The following is a 19716-nucleotide window of genomic DNA, read 5'->3' as shown; positions in this document are numbered from 1 at the left end:
ACGGGAGGACGCATGGACGAGGACGTGCTGTCGCGCTGGCGCGGCCGGAGCATGGCGGAGGGCTGGTCGCTGGCCGACGACTGGTGGACCCCGGCGGTGGCGTACGCGATCAGGGCCGCGACGGACGGCGGCGACCTGCCGCGCGCCTGCGAGGAGCTGGGCGCGGCGCGCGCGGGGGCGGGGGTGGGGATCAACGAGGGGCTGGGCGACCTGGCGGCGCTGTTCGCCGTCACCGATCGGGGGGAGCCGACGTTCCCCCTGGTACGGGCGTACGCGGCCGGGTGGGCCGAACAGAGCTTCGCGCCCATGAGCGACCTGCAGTGCGAGGACCCGCTGACCGGCCTGGCCACGGTGGCCTACCTGCGTACCAGGCTGGGCGAGCTCTACCGGGGGGCGGTCGCGGGCGGGCACCTGCTGGTGGTGGCCGAGCCGTACGGGCAGATCGCGGAGCTGGCCGAGCGGCTGGCGGCGGCGCTCAACCTGGCCACGGCGCTGCGCAGGGCGTTCACCGGCGAGGAGACACTGGCACTGCTCGCGCCCACCCGCGTCGCCGCGGTGACCAGGGAGGACGATCGGCTGCCCGGCAAGGTCGCCGACCTGCGCGCCGCGGAGATCCTGCACGGCCGCCACGCCCGCGTCCGGGTGCGCCGGCTCCCCCGCGCGCACGCGCAGGCCCTGGCTCTCATCAGGACGCTGAGCCTGGGACCCTAAGCTTGGGCGCATGACAGACCGCGACAACCTGCTGGCCGAGATCAAGCGCAAGGCCGTCGTCCACGGCAAGGTCACGCTCTCCTCGGGCAAGGAGGCCGACTTCTACCTCGACCTGCGGCGGATCACGCTCGACGGGGTGGCCGCGCCGCTCGTCGGCAAGGTGATGCTCGACCTGACCGACGATCTCGACTTCGACGCCGTCGGCGGGCTCACGATGGGGGCCGACCCGGTGGCCTGCGCGATGCTGCACGCCGCGGCGGCGCGCGGGCGCACGCTCGACGCGTTCGTGGTGCGCAAGACGCAGAAGTCGCACGGCATGCAGCGCCGGATCGAGGGGCCCGAGGTGAAGGGCCGCCGGGTGCTGGCCGTGGAGGACACCTCGACGACCGGCGGCTCGCCGCTGACCGCCGTCGAGGCGCTGCGGGAGGCGGGCGCCGAGGTGGTGGCCGTGGCCACGATCGTCGACCGGGGCGCGGGCGCGCGGATGGCGGAGGAGGGGCTCGACTACCGCACCGCCTTCAGCCTCCAGGACCTCGGACTGTGAAGGCCGCCCTCGCGCCCTGCCCGCCGGGGGCGCGGGGGCTGCCGTTCTCGGTGACGCGGACGGTGCCCGCGTCGCCGAGCACGACGTCGAGCTCCGGCTCGAAGTAGCTGACCTCTTCACCCCTGCTCATCTCGCGATGTTGCAGCACGTCCCCGCCGGGGACGCGGACGGTCACGGTGGGGCAGACCTCGGCCACGCACTCGATGCGCACGGTCGGCACCCTGCCCTCGCTCGCCCGCACGGCCCCGGTGCCCGTGGGCATGGCCCTGAGCGCTGTCGTGAGCGCTGTCGTGGACGCTGCCGTGGACGCCGGCCGCTCCGGCTGCGAGCCGAACGAGCCGATCAGGGCGCGCACGCCGACGACCACCAGCGTCACCACGGCCCCCACCGCGAGGACGACGAGGGCTGATCGGGCGATTCCCATCGGATCTGACCTGTGGCGTCCCACAGGGGGCACTGTACCCGGTGGTAACTCAGGGCCCCCGGGGTCAGTGCCGGATGTCAGCGCCGGAGGTCAGTGCTGGGGGTCGCTGCTGGAGGGCACGCGGTGGTGCTTGCCGTTGGGCAGCGGCAGCCGCTTGCGCTCGCGGCGCTTCTTGACGACCTCGACGATGATCGGGATCAGCGAGATGAAGACGATGATGAACACGCCCGGCAGGATGTACTTGTCGATCTGCTTGGGATCGACCTTGCTGCCGAGGAAGTAGCCGAGCAGCACCAGGCCCTCGACCCAGACCACGCCGCCGATGACGTTCCACAGGAAGAAGCGCCTGGCGGGCATCTCCAGGACGCCGGCCACCGGGTTCATGAACGTGCGGACGATCGGCACGAACCGCGCCAGCACGACCGCCCTGGCCGGGCCGAACTTCTGGAAGAACTCCTCGGCGCGTATGACGTGTTCGCGCTTGAACAGCCGCGAGTCGGGCCGGTCGAACATCTTCCTGCCGAACCGGGCACCCAGGAAGTGGCCGAGCTGGGCGCCCGCGATGGCACACAACGGTGTGCCGATCACCAGGACGGGGAAGGAGATCGGCGGCGCCTCGCCCACGACCAGCGACGCGGAACTGAAGATCCCCGCCGCCACCAGCAGCGAGTCGCCCGGCAGGAAGAAGCCGATCAGCAGACCCGTCTCGGCGAAGATGATCGCCAGGACGCCGATGGTGGCGAAGGCGCCGAGGATGGTGAGCCACCACGTCGGGTCGAGGAGATTCCAGAGCCAGTCCACCCCGTGAGCCTACCTGGAGCCGAGCGAATCGGATGTGGCCATCCGGCTCGCGTTGTCACTACCAGTTGTGGTTGGGAGCCGGGATACTGGGCAGGCGCGAAGCCGTACTTCTCAGGGAGATGACTCATGCCCATCGCGACTCCAGAGGTCTACGCCGAGATGCTCGACCGTGCCAAAGCGGGCGGGTTCGCCTATCCGGCGATCAACGTGACCTCTTCTCAGACCTTGAACGCCGCGCTGCGCGGGTTCGCCGAGGCCGAGAGCGACGGCATCGTGCAGGTGTCCACCGGCGGCGCCGAGTTCCTCTCCGGCACGACGGTCAAGGACATGGTGACGGGCGCGACCGCGCTGGCCGAGTACGCGCGGGTGGTGGCCGCCAAGTACCCGGTCACGGTGGCGCTGCACACCGACCACTGCCCGAAGGACAAGCTCGACGGCTACATGCGGCCGCTGATCGACATCTCGCTGGAGCGGGTGTCCAAGGGCCTCGACCCGCTCTTCCAGTCGCACATGTGGGACGGCTCGGCCGTGCCGCTGGAGGAGAACCTGGAGATCGCCAAGGAGCTCCTGGACAAGTGCGCCCGCGCCCGGATCATCATGGAGATGGAGATCGGCGTCGTCGGCGGCGAGGAGGACGGCGTCGTCGGCGAGATCAACGAGAAGCTCTACACCACCGCCGAGGACGCGCTGGCCACGGCCGAGGCCGTCGGCGTCGGCGACCGGGGCCGCTACATGCTGGCCGCCACGTTCGGCAACGTGCACGGCGTCTACAAGCCGGGCCACGTGAAGCTGCGGCCGAGCGTGCTGAAGGAGATCCAGGACGCGGTCGGGGCCAAGTACGGCAAGGACAAGCCGTTCGACCTGGTCTTCCACGGCGGCTCCGGCTCGCTGCTGGAGGAGATCCACGAGGCCATCTCCTACGGCGTGGTGAAGATGAACGTCGACACCGACACCCAGTACGCCTTCACCAGGCCGATCGCCGACCACATGTTCCGCAACTACGACGGCGTGCTGAAGGTCGACGGCGAGGTCGGCAACAAGAAGGCCTACGACCCGCGCGCCTATGGCAAGAGCGCCGAGACCGGCATGGCGGCCCGTGTGGCGGAGGCCTGCCACAACCTCAAGAGCAGTGGGACGAAGATCTCCTAGCCACTTGGGCGGCACGGCGGGTATGACTTGTCCTATGGATAACCTTCTCGCCGGGCCGCCCCCGACTCACCTGCCGGACCTGCCCGAGGCCAGGGAGGCGCTGGAATCCGGGGCCAAGGCCGCCGACGTGGCCGCCCGCTTCCCCGCCCACCCGGCGGCCTGGGCCGCGCTCGCGGAGGAGTACTTCGCGCAGGGCCATGCCGTCACCTCCTACGCCTTCGCCCGCACGGGCTACCATCGCGGCCTCGACCAGCTGCGCAGGAGCGGCTGGAAGGGCCACGGTCCCATCCCGTGGGAGCACGAGCCCAACCGCGGCTTCCTGCGCTGCCTGCACGCCCTGTCCAGGGCGGCGCAGTCCATCGGCGAGAAGGACGAGGCCGAGCGTTGCCTGCAGTTCCTCAAGGACAGCACCGAGACCGGATATGAGGCGCTGACCAAGGGTTAGCAGCGCGTTGGGCCCGCATTGGACCCACGCGCCTTGGGACGAATGGGCAGACTCGGGTAGTCTCTCTACGCAAGAGCCCCTGTCGCACTTGCGCCAGGGGTTTCGTTTTGTGCTCGGGAGACTGAACAATGCCGGCTGCCGTTCTCGTTGGGGCCCAGTGGGGCGATGAGGGCAAGGGCAAGGCCACCGACCTGCTCGGTGGCGACGTCGACTACGTCGTCCGTTATCAGGGTGGCAACAACGCGGGACACACCGTCGTCATCGGTGACCAGAAATACGCTCTGCATCTTCTGCCGACGGGGATCCTGTCGCCGGACGTCGTACCGGTGATCGGCAACGGTGTGGTGATCGACCCGGGGGTGCTGCTGAGCGAGATCGACGGGCTGGCCGCGCGGGGCATCTCCGCCGAACGCCTGCTGATCTCCTCCAACGCGCACCTGATCATGCCGCACCACAAGGCGCTGGACAAGGTCACCGAGCGCTATCTGGGCAAGGCCAAGATCGGCACCACCGGGCGCGGCATCGGCCCCGCGTACGGCGACAAGATCGCCCGGATGGGCGTGCGGGTCCAGGACCTGCTCGACCCGGGCATCCTGGCCAAGAAGATCGAGGTCGCCCTGACCGAGAAGAACCAGGTGCTGACCAAGGTCTACAACCGGCGCGGCATCGACCCGGTCGCCGTGCTGGAGGAGTACCTGGCCTACGCCGAACGGCTCAAGCCGCACATCGCCGACACCTCGCTGGTGCTCTCCAAGGCGCTGGACGAGGGCAAGTTCGTGCTGCTGGAGGGCGGCCAGGGCACGCTGCTGGACATCGACCACGGCACGTACCCGTTCGTCACCTCCTCCTCGCCGACGTCCGGGGGCGCGTGCGCCGGGGCGGGCATCCCGCCGAACCGGCTCACGAAGATCATCGGGATCCTGAAGGCGTACACGACCCGCGTGGGCTCGGGGCCGTTCCCGACCGAGCTGACCGACGAGACGGGCGAGTGGCTGCGCAGGACCGGCGGCGAGTACGGCGTCACCACCGGCCGCGACCGTCGCTGCGGCTGGTTCGACGCGGTGATCGCCCGCTACGCGACCCGGATCAACGGGGTCACCGACTACTTCCTCACCAAGCTCGACATCCTGTCCGGGCTCGAGCGCATCCCGGTGTGCGTGGCGTACGAGGTCGACGGCGTGCGGTTCGACGAGATCCCGATGACCCAGACCGACTTCCACCACGCGGTCCCGGTCTACGAGGAGCTGCCGGGCTGGCAGGAGGACATCTCGCACGCCAAGTCGTTCGAGGACCTGCCGCCGAACGCGCAGTCGTACGTGCGGGCGCTGGAGGAGATGAGCGGGGCGCCCATCTCGGCGATCGGCGTCGGCCCCGGCCGCGACCAGACCGTGGTGGTGCGGTCGCTGGTCTGACCGGCACGTGACGAGGGGCCCGGCGCGGGAACGCGCCGGGCCCCTCGTGTGTCGCGGTGCGTCGCGGGGCCTACGGCCGGCCGGCGGGTTCCCCGTCCGCCGGGCCCTCGGCGGTGAGGACGGCGGCGGTCATCGGGGTGTGCAGGGTCCAGCCCAGGGTCTCGTACAGGGCCTGGCCGGCGGCGGTGGCGACCAGGATGCCCGTGCGGGCGCCCCGGGAGACGGCGGCGGCGGCGAGCGCGGCCATGACCACCGTGCCGAGGCCGCGCCGCCGGTGTTCGGCGGCCGTCTCCACCTGGTCGATCACGGCGGCGCGGTCCGCGACGGCGAACTGGCCGCGCGCCGCGACCTCGCCCGCGGCCGTGAGCAGCCGGGCCACGGTCACCCCCGCCCGGGTGGTGATCGCCAGGGTGTAGCCCGGAGGGGCCTTCGGGGTGGTGCGGGCCAGGGACGCGGTGGTCATCATGTACTCCTGCTCCTGCACGGACCACCGCGGGGGCAGGGAGGGGGCGACCGCCTCGGCGGGGGCGCAGAGCTTGAGCCAGGTGCCGGGGACGGTGAGGGTGCCGGTCAGGTGGTCCAGGATCTCCGCGGTAGGGGTGGGGACGACGTGCCGCGCCACGTGGCCGGGAAGGCCGACGTCCACTCTGAGGCCCCACGGTTCGGGTACGGGCCGCGGGGCGTTGCGGGAGATCACCCAGCCGTCCACCCATGCCCGGACTGTTGCTGAATGGGCATGTTTGAGAACCTCCGTCATGAGCTCCAGCTTATTGCAAGGTAGTTGCATTTATCGTGCAATAAGCGGGCGGAGGGCCCTCTTGGCCGCCTTCGCGTCCGACCGGGCGTAGCAGGATAAAAAGGACACGGCGTGGCACTGCCTCAGCGGGCCTCGCGCCGGGTAGTGTCCCCGGTGTGCGCGTTGAGATTCATGGTCACCGAGGAGCGCGGGGCCTGTGGCCGGAGAACACCCTGCCAGGGCTGAGCCGCACGATGGAGCTGGGCGTCCACGCGCTTGAGCTCGACGTCGCCCTCACCGCCGATCGCCGCCTCGTGCTCACGCACGACCTCACGGTCTCGGCCGTCACCAGCGCCGACCGCCGGCCGCTGCGGCAGGGCGATCCGCTCTTCCCGTACGTGGGCAAGCCGATCAACGCGCTCAGCCTCGCCCAGCTGCGCACGCTCGACGTGGGCGTACGCCTGCCGCGCCACCTCGACGACCCGTTCGCGCTCACCCAGGTCGCCATGCCGGAGACCAGGATGCCCACGCTCGGCGCGGTGCTCGGGCTGGTCAACGCCTACGAGGCCGAGCACGTACGGCTGCACGTCGAGCTGAAGTCCGACCCGACCAGGCCCGAGCTGACGGCCGACCCGGAGATGTTCACCGAGCTGGTGGTCGAGGAGCTCGACCGGCACGGCAGGCTGGGCAACGCCGCCGTCCTCAGCTTCGACTGGCGCGTCATCAGGCACGCGGCCCGGCTCGCACCGGCGGCCAGGCGGTTCGCGCTGATCGAGCTCGACACGCTCCACTGGCACGAGGGCGGGCTGGGCGACGACATCCCGGCCGCCGCGCGCGAGGCCGGGGCCACCACGCTCTCGCCCGAGCACGTGATGGTCGACGAGAAGCTGATGGCCCAGGCGGCCGCGGCGGGCCTCGACGTGGCGGTCTGGACGGTCAACGACCAGGCCCTGGCCGGCCGCATGATCGACCTCGGCGTGGCCGGGATCGTGACCGACTACCCCGACCGCATGCGGGAGTTGTGGCGCGAGCGCGGCCTCGATCTGCCGGAGGGCGTTCGGCCGCTCAAGCCCGTGAGCGTCTGAGCGCCGCTCAGAGCCAGCCGTTGCGGCGGAAGCCGCGGTGCAGCAGCACACAGGCGGTGATCATCACGGCCAGCACCGCCGGATAGCCCCAGACCTGCTTGGTCTCGGGCATGAAGTCGAAGTTCATGCCGTAGATGCCGGCGATCATCGTCGGCACGGCCAGGATGGCGACCCACGACGAGATCTTGCGCATGTCCTCGTTGGCCAGGGCGTTCGAGCGGGCCAGGGCGGCCTGCAGGATCGAGCTGCACAGTTCGTTGGAGGACTCGACCTGCTCGCACACGCGGGACAGGTGGTCGCCGACGTCGCGGAAGTACTCGCGCATCTCCGAGGGGATGACGCGGCGCTGCGGCAGCGCCGACAGCGGCGACTGCAGCGGGGTCACGGCCCGCTTCATCTCCAGCATCTCCCGCTTGAGCTGGTAGATCCGGTTGATGTCGCGGGAGCTGACGTCGGCGAAGACGGTCGCCTCGACCTCTTCGAGCTCCAGCTGCATCAGGTCGGCCACCTGGAGGTACTGGTCGACGACGTGGTCGGCGATGGCGTGCAGCACGCCGGCCGGGCCGCGGTTCATCAGCTTGGGCTTGTCCTCAAGGCGCTCGCGGACCAGGGTGAGCGGGCAGTGCTCGCCGTGGCGCACGGTGACCACGAAGTCGACCCCGAGGAACACCATGATCTCGCCGGTGGCGATGATCTCGCTGTTGGCCGTCAGCTCGTCGTGGTCGAGGTAGGCGACCGTCTTCAGCACCATGAACAGCGACTCGCCGTAGCGCTCCACCTTGGGACGCTGGTGGGCCTTGACCGCGTCCTCGACGGCCAGCGGGTGCAGCCCGAAGACCTCGGACAACCACTCCACCTCGGGCGCCTCGGGCTCGTGCAGGCCGACCCAGACGAACGCGTTCGCGCCGTCGGCGTTCTTGTTGTGCTCACGGACGAGTTCGAGGGACTCGACGATGCCCGGGGCGCAGACCTTCTTGCCCTGGATGTAGGCGCCGAATTCGACGATGGAGTCGACAGGAGGCACGCAGATCTCACGCACCGGCTTGGTGAGCGGGCGTGCGGCGTGCGGCTGAACAGGGTGACGGTTGATGCGACGGAAAAGCGTGGACGAGCGCATGGCAGTCCCTTTCCGCCCGACCTGGCACGCTCCACGCGCGATGAAAAGTCACCTCAATCGACACAAATGCGTGGAGGCACGATCAGGCTGCCGGATTGGAGTGGTCGGGGGTAACTGGGGCGTACGTGGGAGAGCACGTACTGCTGGGATCACCAGGTTTCATCCCGGACCACCTCCAATCACAAGAGACGCCGCAAAGCCGCCTTAACCTACCACAGGCGGGTGAACCCAAACGACGATACTCGCCGGAGGGTGCTCGGTTCAGGTAGAACCGCACAAAGATGCGGGCTTGTTCCGGCATCCGACGTGCCTGCAACCCGCCCGGGACCCGCGCCGGGCGAGGGGGCTGGGCCTGCGACAATGGGGCACGTGCGCGTTCTAGTCATTGGTTCCGGAGGGCGTGAGCACGCCCTGTGCCGTTCGCTCAAACTCGATCCCCAGGTCAGCGAGCTCCACTGTGCTCCCGGTAACGCGGGCATCGAAGGCGTCGCGACCGTTCATCCCGTCGATCCCGTCGATCCCGCGCAGGTGGCCGAGCTGGCCGGGCGGCTGGCGGCCGACCTCGTCGTGATCGGGCCCGAGGCGCCGCTCGTCGCGGGCGTGGCCGACGCCGTGCGCGAGGCCGGCATCGCCTGCTTCGGGCCGACCCGCGAGGCGGCCATGCTCGAAGGCTCCAAGGCGTTCGCCAAGGAGATCATGAAGGCCGCCGACGTGCCGACCGCCCGCGCCCGTACGTGCGAGACCGAGGAGGAGGCCGCCGCCGCGCTCGACGAGTTCGGCGCCCCCTACGTCGTCAAGGACGACGGCCTCGCGGCGGGCAAGGGCGTGGTCGTCACGCGCGACCGCGACCAGGCGCTGGAGCACGCGCGGGCCTGCGAACGGGTGGTCATCGAGGAGTTCCTCGACGGGCCCGAGGTGTCGCTGTTCGCGCTGTGCGACGGCAGCACGGCGGTGCCGCTCCAGCTCGCCCAGGACTTCAAGCGCGCCTACGACGGCGACGAGGGGCCCAACACCGGCGGCATGGGCGCGTACACGCCGCTCCCCTGGGCGCCGGAAGGGCTGACCGAGCAGGTCATGCGCGAGGTCGTGCACCCGACGATCGCCGAGCTGGGGCGGCGCGGGCTGCCGTACCAGGGGGTGCTCTACGTGGGGCTGGCCCTGACCCGGAAGGGGCCGAAGGTGGTGGAGTTCAACGCCCGGTTCGGCGACCCCGAGACCCAGGTGCTGCTCGACCGGCTGGAGACGCCGCTCGGCGGGCTGCTGATGGCCTGCGCGACCGGCGAGCTCGGCCTCGACCCGGTGTTCAAGGACGGCTCGGCGGTGACCGTGGTGATCGCGGCGGAGAACTATCCCGACTCGCCGGTCAAGGGCGACGTGATCACCGGCCTGGCCGAGACCGAGCACGCGTACGTCATCCACGCCGGCACCACGCGCGGCCCCGGCGGCGAGGTCGTCTCCAACGGCGGCCGGGTGCTGACCGTCGTCGGCCACGGCCCCGACCAGGCGAGCGCCCGCCGCAACGCCTACGACCTCGTCGACCGCGTCGAGCTGCGCGGCTCGCACCACAGGACGGACATCGCCCGATGAAGCATCTGCACTCCGGCAAGGTACGCGACCTCTACGAGACCGACGAGGGCCTGCTGCTGATGGTCGCCTCCGACCGGATCTCGGCCTTCGACTACGTGCTGGAGCCCGGCATCCCCGACAAGGGCGCCATCCTCACGCAGATGTCGCTGTGGTGGTTCGACCAGCTCAAGGACGTCGTGCCCAACCACATCCTGGCCAGGGGCGACGACGCGCGCAGCGTGGTGTGCAAGCCGCTGCGCATGGTCCAGGTGGAGTGCGTGGCCCGCGGCTACCTGACCGGCGGCGGCCTGTCGGAGTACCGCGCGACCGGCACGGTCTCCGGGGTGCCGCTGCCCCCGGGGCTGGAGGACGGCTCCCGGCTGCCGGAGCCGATCTTCACCCCCTCGACGAAGGCCCCGCAGGGAGAGCACGACGAGCCGATCTCCTTCGAGCAGGTCGTCGCCGAGGTCGGCGCGGAGACGGCCGACGAGCTGCGGCGCATCACGCTCGACGTCTACACGCGCGGCTCGGAGATCGCCCGTGAGCGCGGCATCATCCTGGCCGACACCAAGATCGAGCTGGGCTTCGACGCCGACGGCGTGCTGACGCTGGGCGACGAGGTGCTGACGCCGGACTCGTCGCGGTTCTGGCCGGCCGACGAATGGCAGCCGGGCCGGGCGCAACCTTCTTTCGATAAGCAATATGTACGCGATTGGCTGCTCTCGCCCGAATCCGGATGGGACAAATCCTCAGGAAACCCCCCACCTCGACTTCCCGAGCACGTTGTCGAGCGCACAAGGCAGCGATACCTAGAAGCGTATGAGCGCGTCACGGGGGCTCCCTTTAGCGGATGATTCGGCTGGGTCACCTGGTGTCAGCCACTACTGTTGGCCCGATCGAGCCTCACCGTTGATTTCAAGGAGCCGCACGAAATGGTCCGTTACCGCGTGCGCGGTGGCAACGCACTGCGTGGAACCGCGTTCATCCAGGGCGCGAAGAACGCCGTGCTTCCCATGATCGGTGCGGCTCTGCTCGCCGCCAAGGGCCGTACCGTGCTGCGGAACGTGCCGATCATCGAAGACGTCCGGCGCGCGGTCGAGCTGGCCGAGACGATCGGCGCGTACGTGGAGCTGCACGAGTCCGAGCGCACGCTGGTCATCGACGCCTCCCGACTGAGCAGCCCCGTGCTGCCGGCCGAGATCGCGCGCCGGTTCCGCGGCTCGGTGCTGTTCACCCCCGCGCTGCTCCACCGGCTGGGCGAGGCGATCGTGGAGGGCGTGGGCGGCTGCAACCTCGGCAGCCGCAACCTCGACTTCCACTACCTGGGCTACAAGCGGCTGGGCGCGGTCGTCGACGAGGGCGAGACCGTCATCCACGTCAAGGCCAGCGGCCTGACCGGCGCGACGCTCTACCTCGACACGCCCTCCCACACCGGCACCGAGAACCTGATCATGGCCGCCGCCCTGGCCAAGGGCACGACGGTGATCGAGAACGCGGCCCTTGAGCCGGAAGTGCTCGACGTCATCGACATGCTCACCAAGATGGGCGCGCGCATCAGCGGCGGCGGCACCGGGTTCATCACCGTCGAGGGCGTGGAGGAGCTGCACGCCGTCGAGCACACCGTGATGCCCGACCGGCTCGACGCGGGCGTGTTCGCGATGGCCGCGGCGATCACCGGCGGCGAGCTCAGCCTCGTGGGCACCGGCCTCGACCTGGGCGTCGTCCGCTACAAGCTGGAGCAGATGGGCGTCGACTTCGCCCGGCAGGGCGCGGTGCTGCACGTGCGGTGCGACCGTCCGCTGCGGCCCATCAACATCATCACCGACACCTATCCCGGGTTCGCGACCGACCTGCAGTCGCCGATGATGACGGTGGCCGCCCTGGCCGACGGCACGAGCTACATCCACGAGCGCATCTTCGACGGCCGCTTCGCCCTGGCCGGCGAGCTCAACAAGATGGGCGCCGACGTCGAGGTCGACGGCAGCAGGGCCGTCGTACGCGGGCGCACTCCGCTCAAGGGCGCACAAGTCACGGCCCACGATCTGCGCTCCGGTATCGCGCTCGTGCTCGCCGGTCTGGCGGCCGAAGGAGAGACCGTCATCGAGTCCGGATACCTCATCGATCGCGGCCACGCACATCTCGCGGCGCGAATGCGCGCGCTCGGCGCGGACATTACACGAGAGATTTCTGAGCGCTAAAAAACATGAGAAAAACCGCGTTGAGCTGCTGAGACATCTTGTCGGGCGGTCAACCAGAACGACTTTCCGGAAAAGTCGGGCGTGACATTACGGCCCCCGCGAGCGATCGTTCCAAAAGAGAGCACTGCAACGGACGGCAGGATGGGACGAACATTGGTCGAGAGGGCCGAAGAAACTCCCCGAGTGTCACGCCCGGGCGCCATGACACCGGACCTCACCATCGGCGTGGTCGGACCCCACGACCTGGTCGAGCGAGTCATGCTGATGGGTCACGCCGCGGCACCGCTGCCGTGTCGCCTGGTCGCGGCCGCGTACCGCGATGAGCAGGAGGCGCCCGACAAGGTGACGCGGCTCGGTCCCGGTGTCGACGCGTGTCTGTTCGCCAGCCCGGTCCCTTATGACCTGGCCAGGCGATCAGGCGTGCTGACGATGCCCGCGACCTACGTGCAACTCGGCGGAGCGGCATTGGTGGCGGCGCTGGCGAAGGCCGCACTTGACACTCGGATGGACCCGCAACGGGTCAGCGTCGACGTGGTCAGCAGGGCGGATGTCGAGGAGGCGTACACCGACCTCGGCATACCCGCCACGGACGTGCACAGCCGCGACGAGCCCGGAGCCACGGGCACGATCGCGGCCTACCACGAACGGCTGGCCCGTCAGGGAGCCACCTCGGGGGCACTGACGTGCCTGCCCGCGGTGGCCGAACGCCTGCACGCCGCGGGCGTGCCGGTCATCAGGATCAGGCCGACCTCGGCCGCGGTCCGGACGGCGCTGCACACCGCGGCGCTGCTCGGGGCGCATCACCGGCTGGAGGAGTCGCAGCTCACCGTGGTGCTGGTGGAGGTGCCGACGCTGCGCGAGCCCGTGCGGCGCGCGGCGCCCCGCTACTGGCGCGACGAGCTGCGGCTGTCGCTGCACCGGCTGCTGGTCCAGGAGGCGAACCGGATCAACGCGACGGTCTGGCCGATCGACGATCACAGTTACCTGGTCACCGCGACCAGGGGCTCGATCGCCGCGGCCACCGACGGGTTCAGGGTGCTGCCCTTCGCGGCCCGGATCCGGGACGAGCTGGGGCTGGCGGTCGAGGTGGGCGTCGGGATGGGGCGGACGACACACGACGCGGAGTCGCACGCGCGGGCCGCGCTGGCCCGTACCCAGGCGGGCAAGCAGGCCCAGGGGTTCGCGGTGGACCGCGAGGGCCGGGCCCTCATCCCGGCCCCCCGGATGCCGCCCACCGGGTCGACCGCGCTCAAGCCGAAGGGCGTGGAGGTACTGGCCAGGCTGGCGGCCAAGCTCGAAGGCGGCGACACGGTGGTCGACGCCGAGGGCGCGGGCAAGATGCTCGGGGTGACGCCGCGCACGGCTCGGCGGTTGCTGCGCACGCTGGTTGACGAGGGACTCGCGTGGCCGCTTCCGCCGAACCGCACCCCGCAGCCGGGGCGTCCGCGCCAGCTCTATCGGCTCATCGTGGAGAAGCTCGGCCCGCGGTGACCGTACGGGGCCCGTCGCCCCATTTCAGGGGCGACGGGTGCCGATTTCTTGACCTGAGGAGTCAAAGGTACAGACAATCCCCTTGACTCTTGGGGACTTATTGGTTGACCCGAGTAGATGCGGGTATGTTCTCCCACGCCCCCGATCGACGGGATTCGGACGGGGGCGCCAAACTTTCCCGCACAGCCCCTTCGGCGCCACCCTTTTTACGGAAGGCGTCCGTAAGGGGCTGTGAGGCGGTTTGGCGGCACTGTCGGACCGGCGGGCATGTCCGGATATAGCCGGTCACCACAACCCGCCTGGGACGCTTTCAGCAGGCGCACGCGATCCCCCGCACCGACTTCAGCAGGCGCACGCGATCCCCGACACCGGCGCCGTCAGGGCGTCGATCGGCCGCCGGCTCACCCCCGAGGCGGTCTCGACCGGAAAGCCCTCCCTGGCCCAGTACTCGAAGCCGCCGAGCATCTCCTTGACCGCGTAACCGAGCCTGGCGAACTCCAGTGCGGCCCGCGTGGCGCCGTTGCAGCCGGGGCCCCAGCAGTAGGTGACGACGGTGGCGTCCCGGGGGGCCAGCGCGGCGGCCCCCGCGGCGATCTCGGCCGTCGGCAGGTGCACCGCCCCCTGGACGTGCCCCTGGTCCCAGCTCTCCCGGCTGCGCGAGTCCACGACCACGACGCCCGGCGCGCCGGCGGCCAGGTCGGCGGCCACGTCGGAGACGTCGGTCTCGAAGGCCAGGCGGGCGGCGAAGTGGGCGAGGGCGGCGGCGTTGGCGGCGGCCGGAGTGGAGGTGACGGCTGACATCTACGACATTTCCCTTCATTGCTGGTCAGTCGCGATCGTCTCAGCCGGCCCGCCCGCTCAACAGTGGCACGAAAGCCGCCTGTCGCTAATATCGCGCCAAAGTCCTAAGTCCGATACCCGCAGGTGCTTTGTCGGAGTCGCCCGATAAAGTCATGACCCATGAGTGCGAACACCACTGACAGCCGGGCTCCCGTCCTTGTCTGGAGCGCCCTGGCGATCGTGTACGTGGTGTGGGGTTCGACCTACCTCGGCATCAGGATCGCCATCGAGACCATGCCTCCCATGCTGAGCGGCGCGCTGCGTTTCGTGACGGCCGCGCTGCTGCTCGGCGGCTTCCTGCTGATCAGGAAGGGCCTGGAGCCGTTCCGGGTGTCGTGGCGGCAGGTCTGCGGCGCCGGGCTGGTCGGCCTGCTCCTGCTGACCAGCGGAAACGGCATGGTCGCCGTGGCCGAGCAGCACATCTCCAGCGGCCTGGCCGCGCTGCTCGTGGCCTCGGTGCCGCTCTGGCTCGTCGTGTTCCGGATCCTGGTCAGGGACCGGCCGGCCGTGCTGACGCTGGCCGGCGTGCTCGTCGGGTTCGGCGGCGTCGCGGCGTTGTCGCTGACCGGCGGCCAGTCGGTCGACGTCACCGGGATCGTGGTGATCCTGGTCGCCTCGTTCTCGTGGTCGGTCGGCTCGTTCCTGTCGGCGCGCATCCCCATGCCCGCCAACCCGTTCGCGGCCAGCTCGATCGAGATGCTGGTCGGCGGCGCGGGCCTGGCCGTGACCGGCACGGCGCTCGGCGAACGGCTCGACCTGGCGGCGATCTCCGGGCGTTCCTGGGCGGCGCTGGCCTACCTGGTGCTGGTCGGATCGCTGGTCGGCTTCACCGCCTACACCTGGCTGCTGGGGAACGCGCCCATCTCGCTGGTCTCCACGTACGCCTACGTCAACCCGGTCGTCGCCGTCATCCTCGGCGTGCTGGTCGTGAACGAGAGCGTGACCCCGCAGATCATCGCCGGCGGGGCGGTGATCCTGGTGGGCGTCGCCCTGGTGGTCTCCACCGAACGACGCGCCAGGACCAGGACCGCGGCCCTCGCCGAAGAGGTCAGCGCCTAACCGCGGAACTCCTTTGCCGCGGCGAGGAAGGCGTCGTTGGCCTCGGGGTCGCCGATGGACACCCGGGCCCCCTCGCCCGCGAACGGCCGTACGGCCACACCCTCCACCGCGCAGGCGGCGGCGAAGTCAAGGGTGCGCTCGCCGAGCCGCAGCCAGACGAAGTTCGCCTCGGTCGGCGGAACCGTCCAGCCCTGCTCGATCAGCGACTCGCGGACGCGGCTGCGCTCCTTGACCACCCGCTCGACCCGCTCCAGCAGCTCGTCCTCGGCCTTCAGCGAGGCGACGGCGGCGATCTGCGCGAGGTGGTTGACGGCGAACGGGATGATCGTCTTGCGGACGGCCGCGGCCACGGGCTCGTGCCCGATCAGGTAGCCGACCCGCAGGCCCGCCAGGCCGTACGCCTTGGAGAAGGTGCGCAGCACGCAGACGTTCGGCCGGTCGCGGTAGAGCGTCAGGCCGTCGGGGACGTCCTCGTCGCGGACGTACTCGCGGTAGGCCTCGTCCAGCACCACGAGCACGTGCTCCGGCACGCGGTCGAGGAAGGACACCAGGGCGTCGCGGCGGATCGCGGTGCCGGTGGGGTTGTTGGGGTTGCACACGAAGACCATGCGGGTGCGGTCGGTGATCGCCTCGGCCATGGCGTCCAGGTCGTGGTCCTCACCGGCCAGCGGCACCTGGACGGACGTGACCCCCGACAGGTCGGCCAGCAACGGGTACGCCTCGAACGACCGCCACGCGTAGACGACCTCGACGCCGGGCTCGCCGACCGACTCGAACAGCTGCTGGGCCACCGTGACCGAGCCGGCGCCCAGCGCGATGTGCTCGAACGGCACGTCGTACCGCTCGGCGAGGGCCTCGGTCAGCCCGACGGCGCCGGGGTCGGGGTAGCGGTTGATCTGCCGGGCGCCCTCGGCGACGGCCTCGACCACGGAGGGCAGCGGGTCGTAGGGGGATTCGTTCGAGGAGAGCTTGTACGACCGGCCGTCGGCGGAGACCACGGCCTTGCCCGGCTTGTAGGGGGGCATGGTGTCCAGGATGTGGCGGAAACGAGGCATAGAACTACCTTAAAAGGCCACGCCCGATGAAGCATCCGCCAGCCCCCGCACGTCGAGACGGCTCACGGCCGGACGCGTTCCCAGCGCGTCTCCCCGTCGTGCACGAGGTCGGTGGGGTGGAGGCCGGCGTGGGCGGCGACCGCGGCGGAGGCCGTGTGGCCGGGATGGATGTGGGCGACAACCGTGCCGATGTCGTGTGTGTCGCACCAGGAGACCAGGGCGCGGGCGGCCTCGGCGGCCAGGCCGCGGCCCTGCCAGGGCACCGCGACCACCCAGGCGATCTCGGCCGTGCCCGCCTCGACGGTCGCCTGCACGTAGCCGGTCAGCCGGCCGTCGGCGCGCAGGCGGAGTACCCAGTTGCGCCAGCCGGGCGGGCCCGCGACCAGACGTTCGTAACGGGCGCGCAGCTCCGGCTCGGTGGCGGGGGCGCCGCCGATGAACTCGTGCAGGCGCGGGTCGTCGAGCACGGCCGCCATCTCCGCGGCGTGCTCGATCCGCAGGGGCTCCAGCGACAGGCGAGGGGTCTCGATGACGTCCATGGGACCGTTCGGGATGTTCACGGGCGGGCGGTCACTCCTGGAGCATGGGCGGGTGGAGGAGCTCGGCGGGGCCGCGGCGGTAGAGCTTGGCGGGGCGGCCGCCGTCTCTGGTGGTGGTGGCGCCGGTCTCCACCAGGAAACCCTCGGCCTTGGTGACCTTCCGGTGGAAGTTCCGGGGATCGAGGGGGCGCCCCCAGACGATCTCGTACACCCGGCGCAGGTCCGCGACAGTGAACTCCGGCGGGCAGAAGGCCGCCCCCAGGGACGTGTACTCCAGCTTGGCGCGGGCGCGGTCGACCCCGTCGAGCATGATGCGGCGGTGGTCGAAGGCCATGACGGCCAGCGCCTCGACCGGCTGCCAGCTCATGTGCGCCTTCTCCGAGGCCGGCAGGTCGGGGGCCAGGCCCAGGTAGGCGACGCTCAGCACGCGCTGGCGCGGGTCGCGGTCGGGGTATCCGTACGTCTGGAGCTGCTCCAGGTGCACCGGGGCGCCCGGCAGCCCGGCCCGCTCGGCCAGCACGCGGTGGGCGGCGGCCGGCAGGTCCTCGTCGAGCTGGATGAAGCCGCCCGGCAGCGACCAGCGGCGCAGGAACGGCGGGTTGTCGCGCCGCCACACCAGGGCGCTGAGTGCGTGGTTGCGTACGGTGAGCACGACCAGGTCGACGCTGACCGGGATGCTCGGGACCATGGACGGCACGTTACACGGAGTCCCGTCTGTCCTATGCGGATATGCGTACGTGGAGCGGCGTCGTGGCCTCCTTGCCGGACGCCCCCTTGATCCCTATCTTGACCCATTCCCCGGGCGGCACCTGGGTCCAGTCGAACGGCACCCAGGCCGTCGCCATCCGGGCCGGATGCTCCTCCAGCGGGTCCTTGTCCAGCCAGCCGACGGCCGAGACCACCAGCTCCTTGGTGCCGCCGGACCATTCGACGAGCACGGTGCTGCCGTCGAGGTTGTAGCCGCGCACCTCGACGCCGTCCTGGGGGTCGCGGGCCCGCCTGATGGCGTCCACGGCGATCGGGCGTTGCCAGTCGCCGGCGATCTCGTCCTGGAGGGAGGGGTCGCCGCAGGTCATGAAGTCGCTCCACATGTAGGAAACGATCTTCTGGACGTACCGGCCGGCCATCGTGACGGCCTGGTCGAGGCGCTTCTTGTCCGTCTGGCCGCGGGTGCCCTGCGGGGCGCACGGCTGCTTGCCGGACGGCTCGAACGCCTCCACGTTCGCCCACAGCTCCACCTCGTGACCGGCCTGGAGCATCTCGTCGCGGGCCTTGGCCATCTCCCGGTAGTAGTCGCGGGTCGAGCCGTGGTACGCGGTGCCGTACGTGGCCTCGCCCACCACCGGACGCAGCCGGTCGTCCACCTCGGTGTCGCGCTCGTCCGGCCAGAACAGGCCGACCTTGCCGGTGCCCCGGCTGTCCTGCGGGGCGATGATGCCGACGCCGGTCCGCGCCAGCGCCTTGAACGCCTCGGCCACCTGGGCCGGCGTCTGGCCGAAGCCGACCCGCTTGCGCGCGTCCAGGTACGGGCTGATCAGGATCGGCTTGCCCAGCTCCTGCTCCACGATCCGGTGCTGGTCGGCGTACACCTCAAGGGTGGGGTTGGTGGCCAGCGTGGCCGCCATCTGGACCTCGAACGGCTGGTAGACGCCGCCCAGGGCCTGCCGGTCGGCGAAACGCACGCCGTAGTCCTGCAGGATGCGCCGGGTCAGCGTGGTGAGGGTGCCGATGTGCCGCTTGTTCGCCCTGGTCGGCGTCTCGGAGTCGCGCGGGGCGAGCGGCAGCGCCGGGAACACCCGCATGCTGAACTGGTCGGCCAGGTCGAGCAGCTCGTTCAGGCTGTCCTTGGCCGAGCCGGCCACCAGGATCAGGTCGTACGACGTGGCCTTCTTGGTGAAGTCGCAGGTGGCGTCGTCGGAGCCGTCCGGAGGGGCGACCATGCGGTAGTAGATGCGGTCGCCGGCCTTGACGCTGTGTTCCATCTTGGGGCAGCGGAACAGGCCGCCGCCGAACGCCTCGTCGGTGCGGTAGACGTACGTGCGCCCGATCCGGTTGCCGGGGTTGGCCTTGCGCAGGTCCCGTTCGGCCGCGTCGTGGCAGCTCAGGCCGTCTTCCTCGCACGCCTTGTAGAGCGGGTCGAGCGTCCCGTCCTTCGACAGCACCTCACCGGTGTCGGAGACGCCGCGGAACTGCAGGCCGTACCCGATCCTGATGATCGTGTCGCCGCCGGCGCGGTGGATCTCCTGGAGCTGGTGACGCCAGGTGCACGGGTTCGACTTCGGCGTGATCCAGTAGCCGGTGACGGCGTAGAAGTTCTTGGTCGCGGTGTCGAAGGTTCCACAGGGGTCGGTGAACTCCTTGACCTTCGGCGGCGGCGGCGTCGAGACGGTCCTGGACGGCTTCGGCGTGCTCGACGAGGACGCGACCGGCCGCTCGGACGACGACGACGGGAAGAGGATGATCGCCACCGCGACCACCGCCAGGACGGCTGCGCCCACGAGCAGGAAGAGCCATCGCACGTTCAGGAACCTACCGCTCTCGTGA

20 protein-coding genes are annotated in these 19716 nt (G+C 70.4%); 11 read left to right on the top strand and 9 right to left on the bottom strand.

All coding sequences use genetic code 11. From position 1 onward, the window contains the following. Positions 1 to 12 precede the first annotated feature (12 nt). Positions 13 to 711, top strand: a complete 699-nt coding sequence (locus ABZ459_RS05010) for a hypothetical protein (RefSeq protein WP_357966021.1) — start codon at positions 13 to 15, stop codon at positions 709 to 711. 10 nt (positions 712 to 721) lie between these two features. Next, positions 722 to 1255: an orotate phosphoribosyltransferase gene (gene pyrE, locus ABZ459_RS05005; RefSeq protein ID WP_357966018.1), complete on the top strand. Its 534-nt coding sequence runs from the start codon at positions 722 to 724 to the stop codon at positions 1253 to 1255. On the opposite strand, the gene ABZ459_RS05000 is transcribed toward pyrE, so the two are convergent. Together ABZ459_RS05000 and ABZ459_RS04995 are read right to left on the bottom strand one after the other, a co-directional pair. After that, positions 1230 to 1679, bottom strand: a complete 450-nt coding sequence (locus ABZ459_RS05000; protein ID WP_357966015.1) for a hypothetical protein — start codon at positions 1677 to 1679, stop codon at positions 1230 to 1232. The two genes, pyrE and ABZ459_RS05000, sit on opposite strands and share 26 nt — an antisense overlap. 90 nt (positions 1680 to 1769) lie before the next feature. Continuing rightward, the gene (locus ABZ459_RS04995) at positions 1770 to 2480 is read right to left on the bottom strand and encodes a DedA family protein (RefSeq protein WP_357966013.1); all 711 of its coding nucleotides are present in this window, start codon (positions 2478 to 2480) and stop codon (positions 1770 to 1772) included. Positions 2481 to 2606: 126 nt separating this feature from the next. Between ABZ459_RS04995 and fbaA the strand changes: the two genes are divergently transcribed. From fbaA to ABZ459_RS04980, 3 genes are all read left to right on the top strand, one after another. Beyond that, positions 2607 to 3629, top strand: coding sequence for a class II fructose-bisphosphate aldolase (fbaA, locus tag ABZ459_RS04990; protein ID WP_352357541.1), 1023 nt, complete (start codon positions 2607 to 2609; stop codon positions 3627 to 3629). 34 nt (positions 3630 to 3663) lie between these two features. Then, positions 3664 to 4074 (top strand): DUF3151 domain-containing protein, encoded by a 411-nt coding sequence (locus ABZ459_RS04985; protein WP_357966011.1) that lies wholly within the window; start codon positions 3664 to 3666, stop codon positions 4072 to 4074. 128 nt (positions 4075 to 4202) lie between these two features. Further along, entirely contained in the window at positions 4203 to 5486 is a 1284-nt protein-coding gene (locus ABZ459_RS04980) for an adenylosuccinate synthase (RefSeq protein ID WP_357966008.1), read from the top strand. A gap of 70 nt (positions 5487 to 5556) precedes the next feature. Here ABZ459_RS04980 and ABZ459_RS04975 read toward each other — a convergent pair whose 3' ends face one another. Further along, on the bottom strand, positions 5557 to 6243 hold the full coding sequence (locus ABZ459_RS04975) for a GNAT family N-acetyltransferase (RefSeq protein ID WP_357966006.1): 687 nt from the start codon (positions 6241 to 6243) through the stop codon (positions 5557 to 5559). A 155-nt stretch (positions 6244 to 6398) separates the two neighbouring features. On the opposite strand from ABZ459_RS04975, the gene ABZ459_RS04970 reads away from it, so the two are divergent. After that, positions 6399 to 7307: a glycerophosphodiester phosphodiesterase family protein gene (locus ABZ459_RS04970; protein ID WP_357966003.1), complete on the top strand. Its 909-nt coding sequence runs from the start codon at positions 6399 to 6401 to the stop codon at positions 7305 to 7307. A gap of 7 nt (positions 7308 to 7314) precedes the next feature. Here the strand turns inward: ABZ459_RS04970 and corA are convergent, their stop codons facing one another. Then, on the bottom strand, positions 7315 to 8331 hold the full coding sequence (gene corA, locus ABZ459_RS04965) for a magnesium/cobalt transporter CorA (protein ID WP_357966001.1): 1017 nt from the start codon (positions 8329 to 8331) through the stop codon (positions 7315 to 7317). 462 nt (positions 8332 to 8793) lie between these two features. On the opposite strand from corA, the gene purD reads away from it, so the two are divergent. From purD to ABZ459_RS04945, 4 genes are all read left to right on the top strand, one after another. Next, positions 8794 to 10011 (top strand): phosphoribosylamine--glycine ligase, encoded by a 1218-nt coding sequence (gene purD, locus ABZ459_RS04960; RefSeq protein ID WP_357965999.1) that lies wholly within the window; start codon positions 8794 to 8796, stop codon positions 10009 to 10011. Beyond that, positions 10008 to 10844 (top strand): phosphoribosylaminoimidazolesuccinocarboxamide synthase, encoded by an 837-nt coding sequence (locus ABZ459_RS04955; protein WP_357965996.1) that lies wholly within the window; start codon positions 10008 to 10010, stop codon positions 10842 to 10844. Before purD ends, ABZ459_RS04955 begins: the two co-directional genes overlap by 4 nt. Before the next feature lie 78 nt (positions 10845 to 10922). Next, entirely contained in the window at positions 10923 to 12188 is a 1266-nt protein-coding gene (gene murA / locus ABZ459_RS04950; RefSeq protein WP_357965993.1) for a UDP-N-acetylglucosamine 1-carboxyvinyltransferase, read from the top strand. A 201-nt stretch (positions 12189 to 12389) separates the two neighbouring features. Then, positions 12390 to 13679 carry a GTP cyclohydrolase IIa gene (locus ABZ459_RS04945; RefSeq protein ID WP_125644142.1) on the top strand — a complete coding sequence of 430 codons (1290 nt, stop codon included), beginning with the start codon at positions 12390 to 12392 and terminating at the stop codon, positions 13677 to 13679. A gap of 342 nt (positions 13680 to 14021) precedes the next feature. Here ABZ459_RS04945 and ABZ459_RS04940 read toward each other — a convergent pair whose 3' ends face one another. Continuing rightward, positions 14022 to 14480, bottom strand: coding sequence for a rhodanese-like domain-containing protein (locus ABZ459_RS04940; RefSeq protein ID WP_357965991.1), 459 nt, complete (start codon positions 14478 to 14480; stop codon positions 14022 to 14024). 159 nt (positions 14481 to 14639) lie between these two features. Between ABZ459_RS04940 and ABZ459_RS04935 the strand changes: the two genes are divergently transcribed. Continuing rightward, positions 14640 to 15578 carry an EamA family transporter gene (locus ABZ459_RS04935; protein WP_357965989.1) on the top strand — a complete coding sequence of 313 codons (939 nt, stop codon included), beginning with the start codon at positions 14640 to 14642 and terminating at the stop codon, positions 15576 to 15578. Here the strand turns inward: ABZ459_RS04935 and hisC are convergent. The 4 genes from hisC to ABZ459_RS04915 form a co-directional block, all read right to left on the bottom strand. Continuing rightward, positions 15575 to 16633 (bottom strand): histidinol-phosphate transaminase, encoded by a 1059-nt coding sequence (hisC, locus tag ABZ459_RS04930; RefSeq protein WP_357965987.1) that lies wholly within the window; start codon positions 16631 to 16633, stop codon positions 15575 to 15577. The genes ABZ459_RS04935 and hisC overlap by 4 nt on opposite strands. Before the next feature lie 62 nt (positions 16634 to 16695). Then, positions 16696 to 17193 (bottom strand): GNAT family N-acetyltransferase, encoded by a 498-nt coding sequence (locus ABZ459_RS04925; protein ID WP_357965985.1) that lies wholly within the window; start codon positions 17191 to 17193, stop codon positions 16696 to 16698. A 10-nt stretch (positions 17194 to 17203) separates the two neighbouring features. After that, the gene (locus tag ABZ459_RS04920; RefSeq protein WP_357965982.1) at positions 17204 to 17860 is read right to left on the bottom strand and encodes an NUDIX domain-containing protein; all 657 of its coding nucleotides are present in this window, start codon (positions 17858 to 17860) and stop codon (positions 17204 to 17206) included. Positions 17861 to 17891: 31 nt separating this feature from the next. Next, positions 17892 to 19691, bottom strand: coding sequence for a DUF4434 domain-containing protein (locus ABZ459_RS04915; RefSeq protein ID WP_357965979.1), 1800 nt, complete (start codon positions 19689 to 19691; stop codon positions 17892 to 17894). Between the last annotated feature and the right edge of the window lie 25 nt (positions 19692 to 19716).

Source organism: Nonomuraea sp. NPDC005692 (assembly GCF_040631115.1).
Classification (GTDB): Bacteria; Actinomycetota; Actinomycetes; order Streptosporangiales; family Streptosporangiaceae; genus Nonomuraea.
The sequence above is the reverse complement of the archived record's forward strand: the minus strand, read 5'-3'. Positions and strand labels throughout refer to the sequence as shown.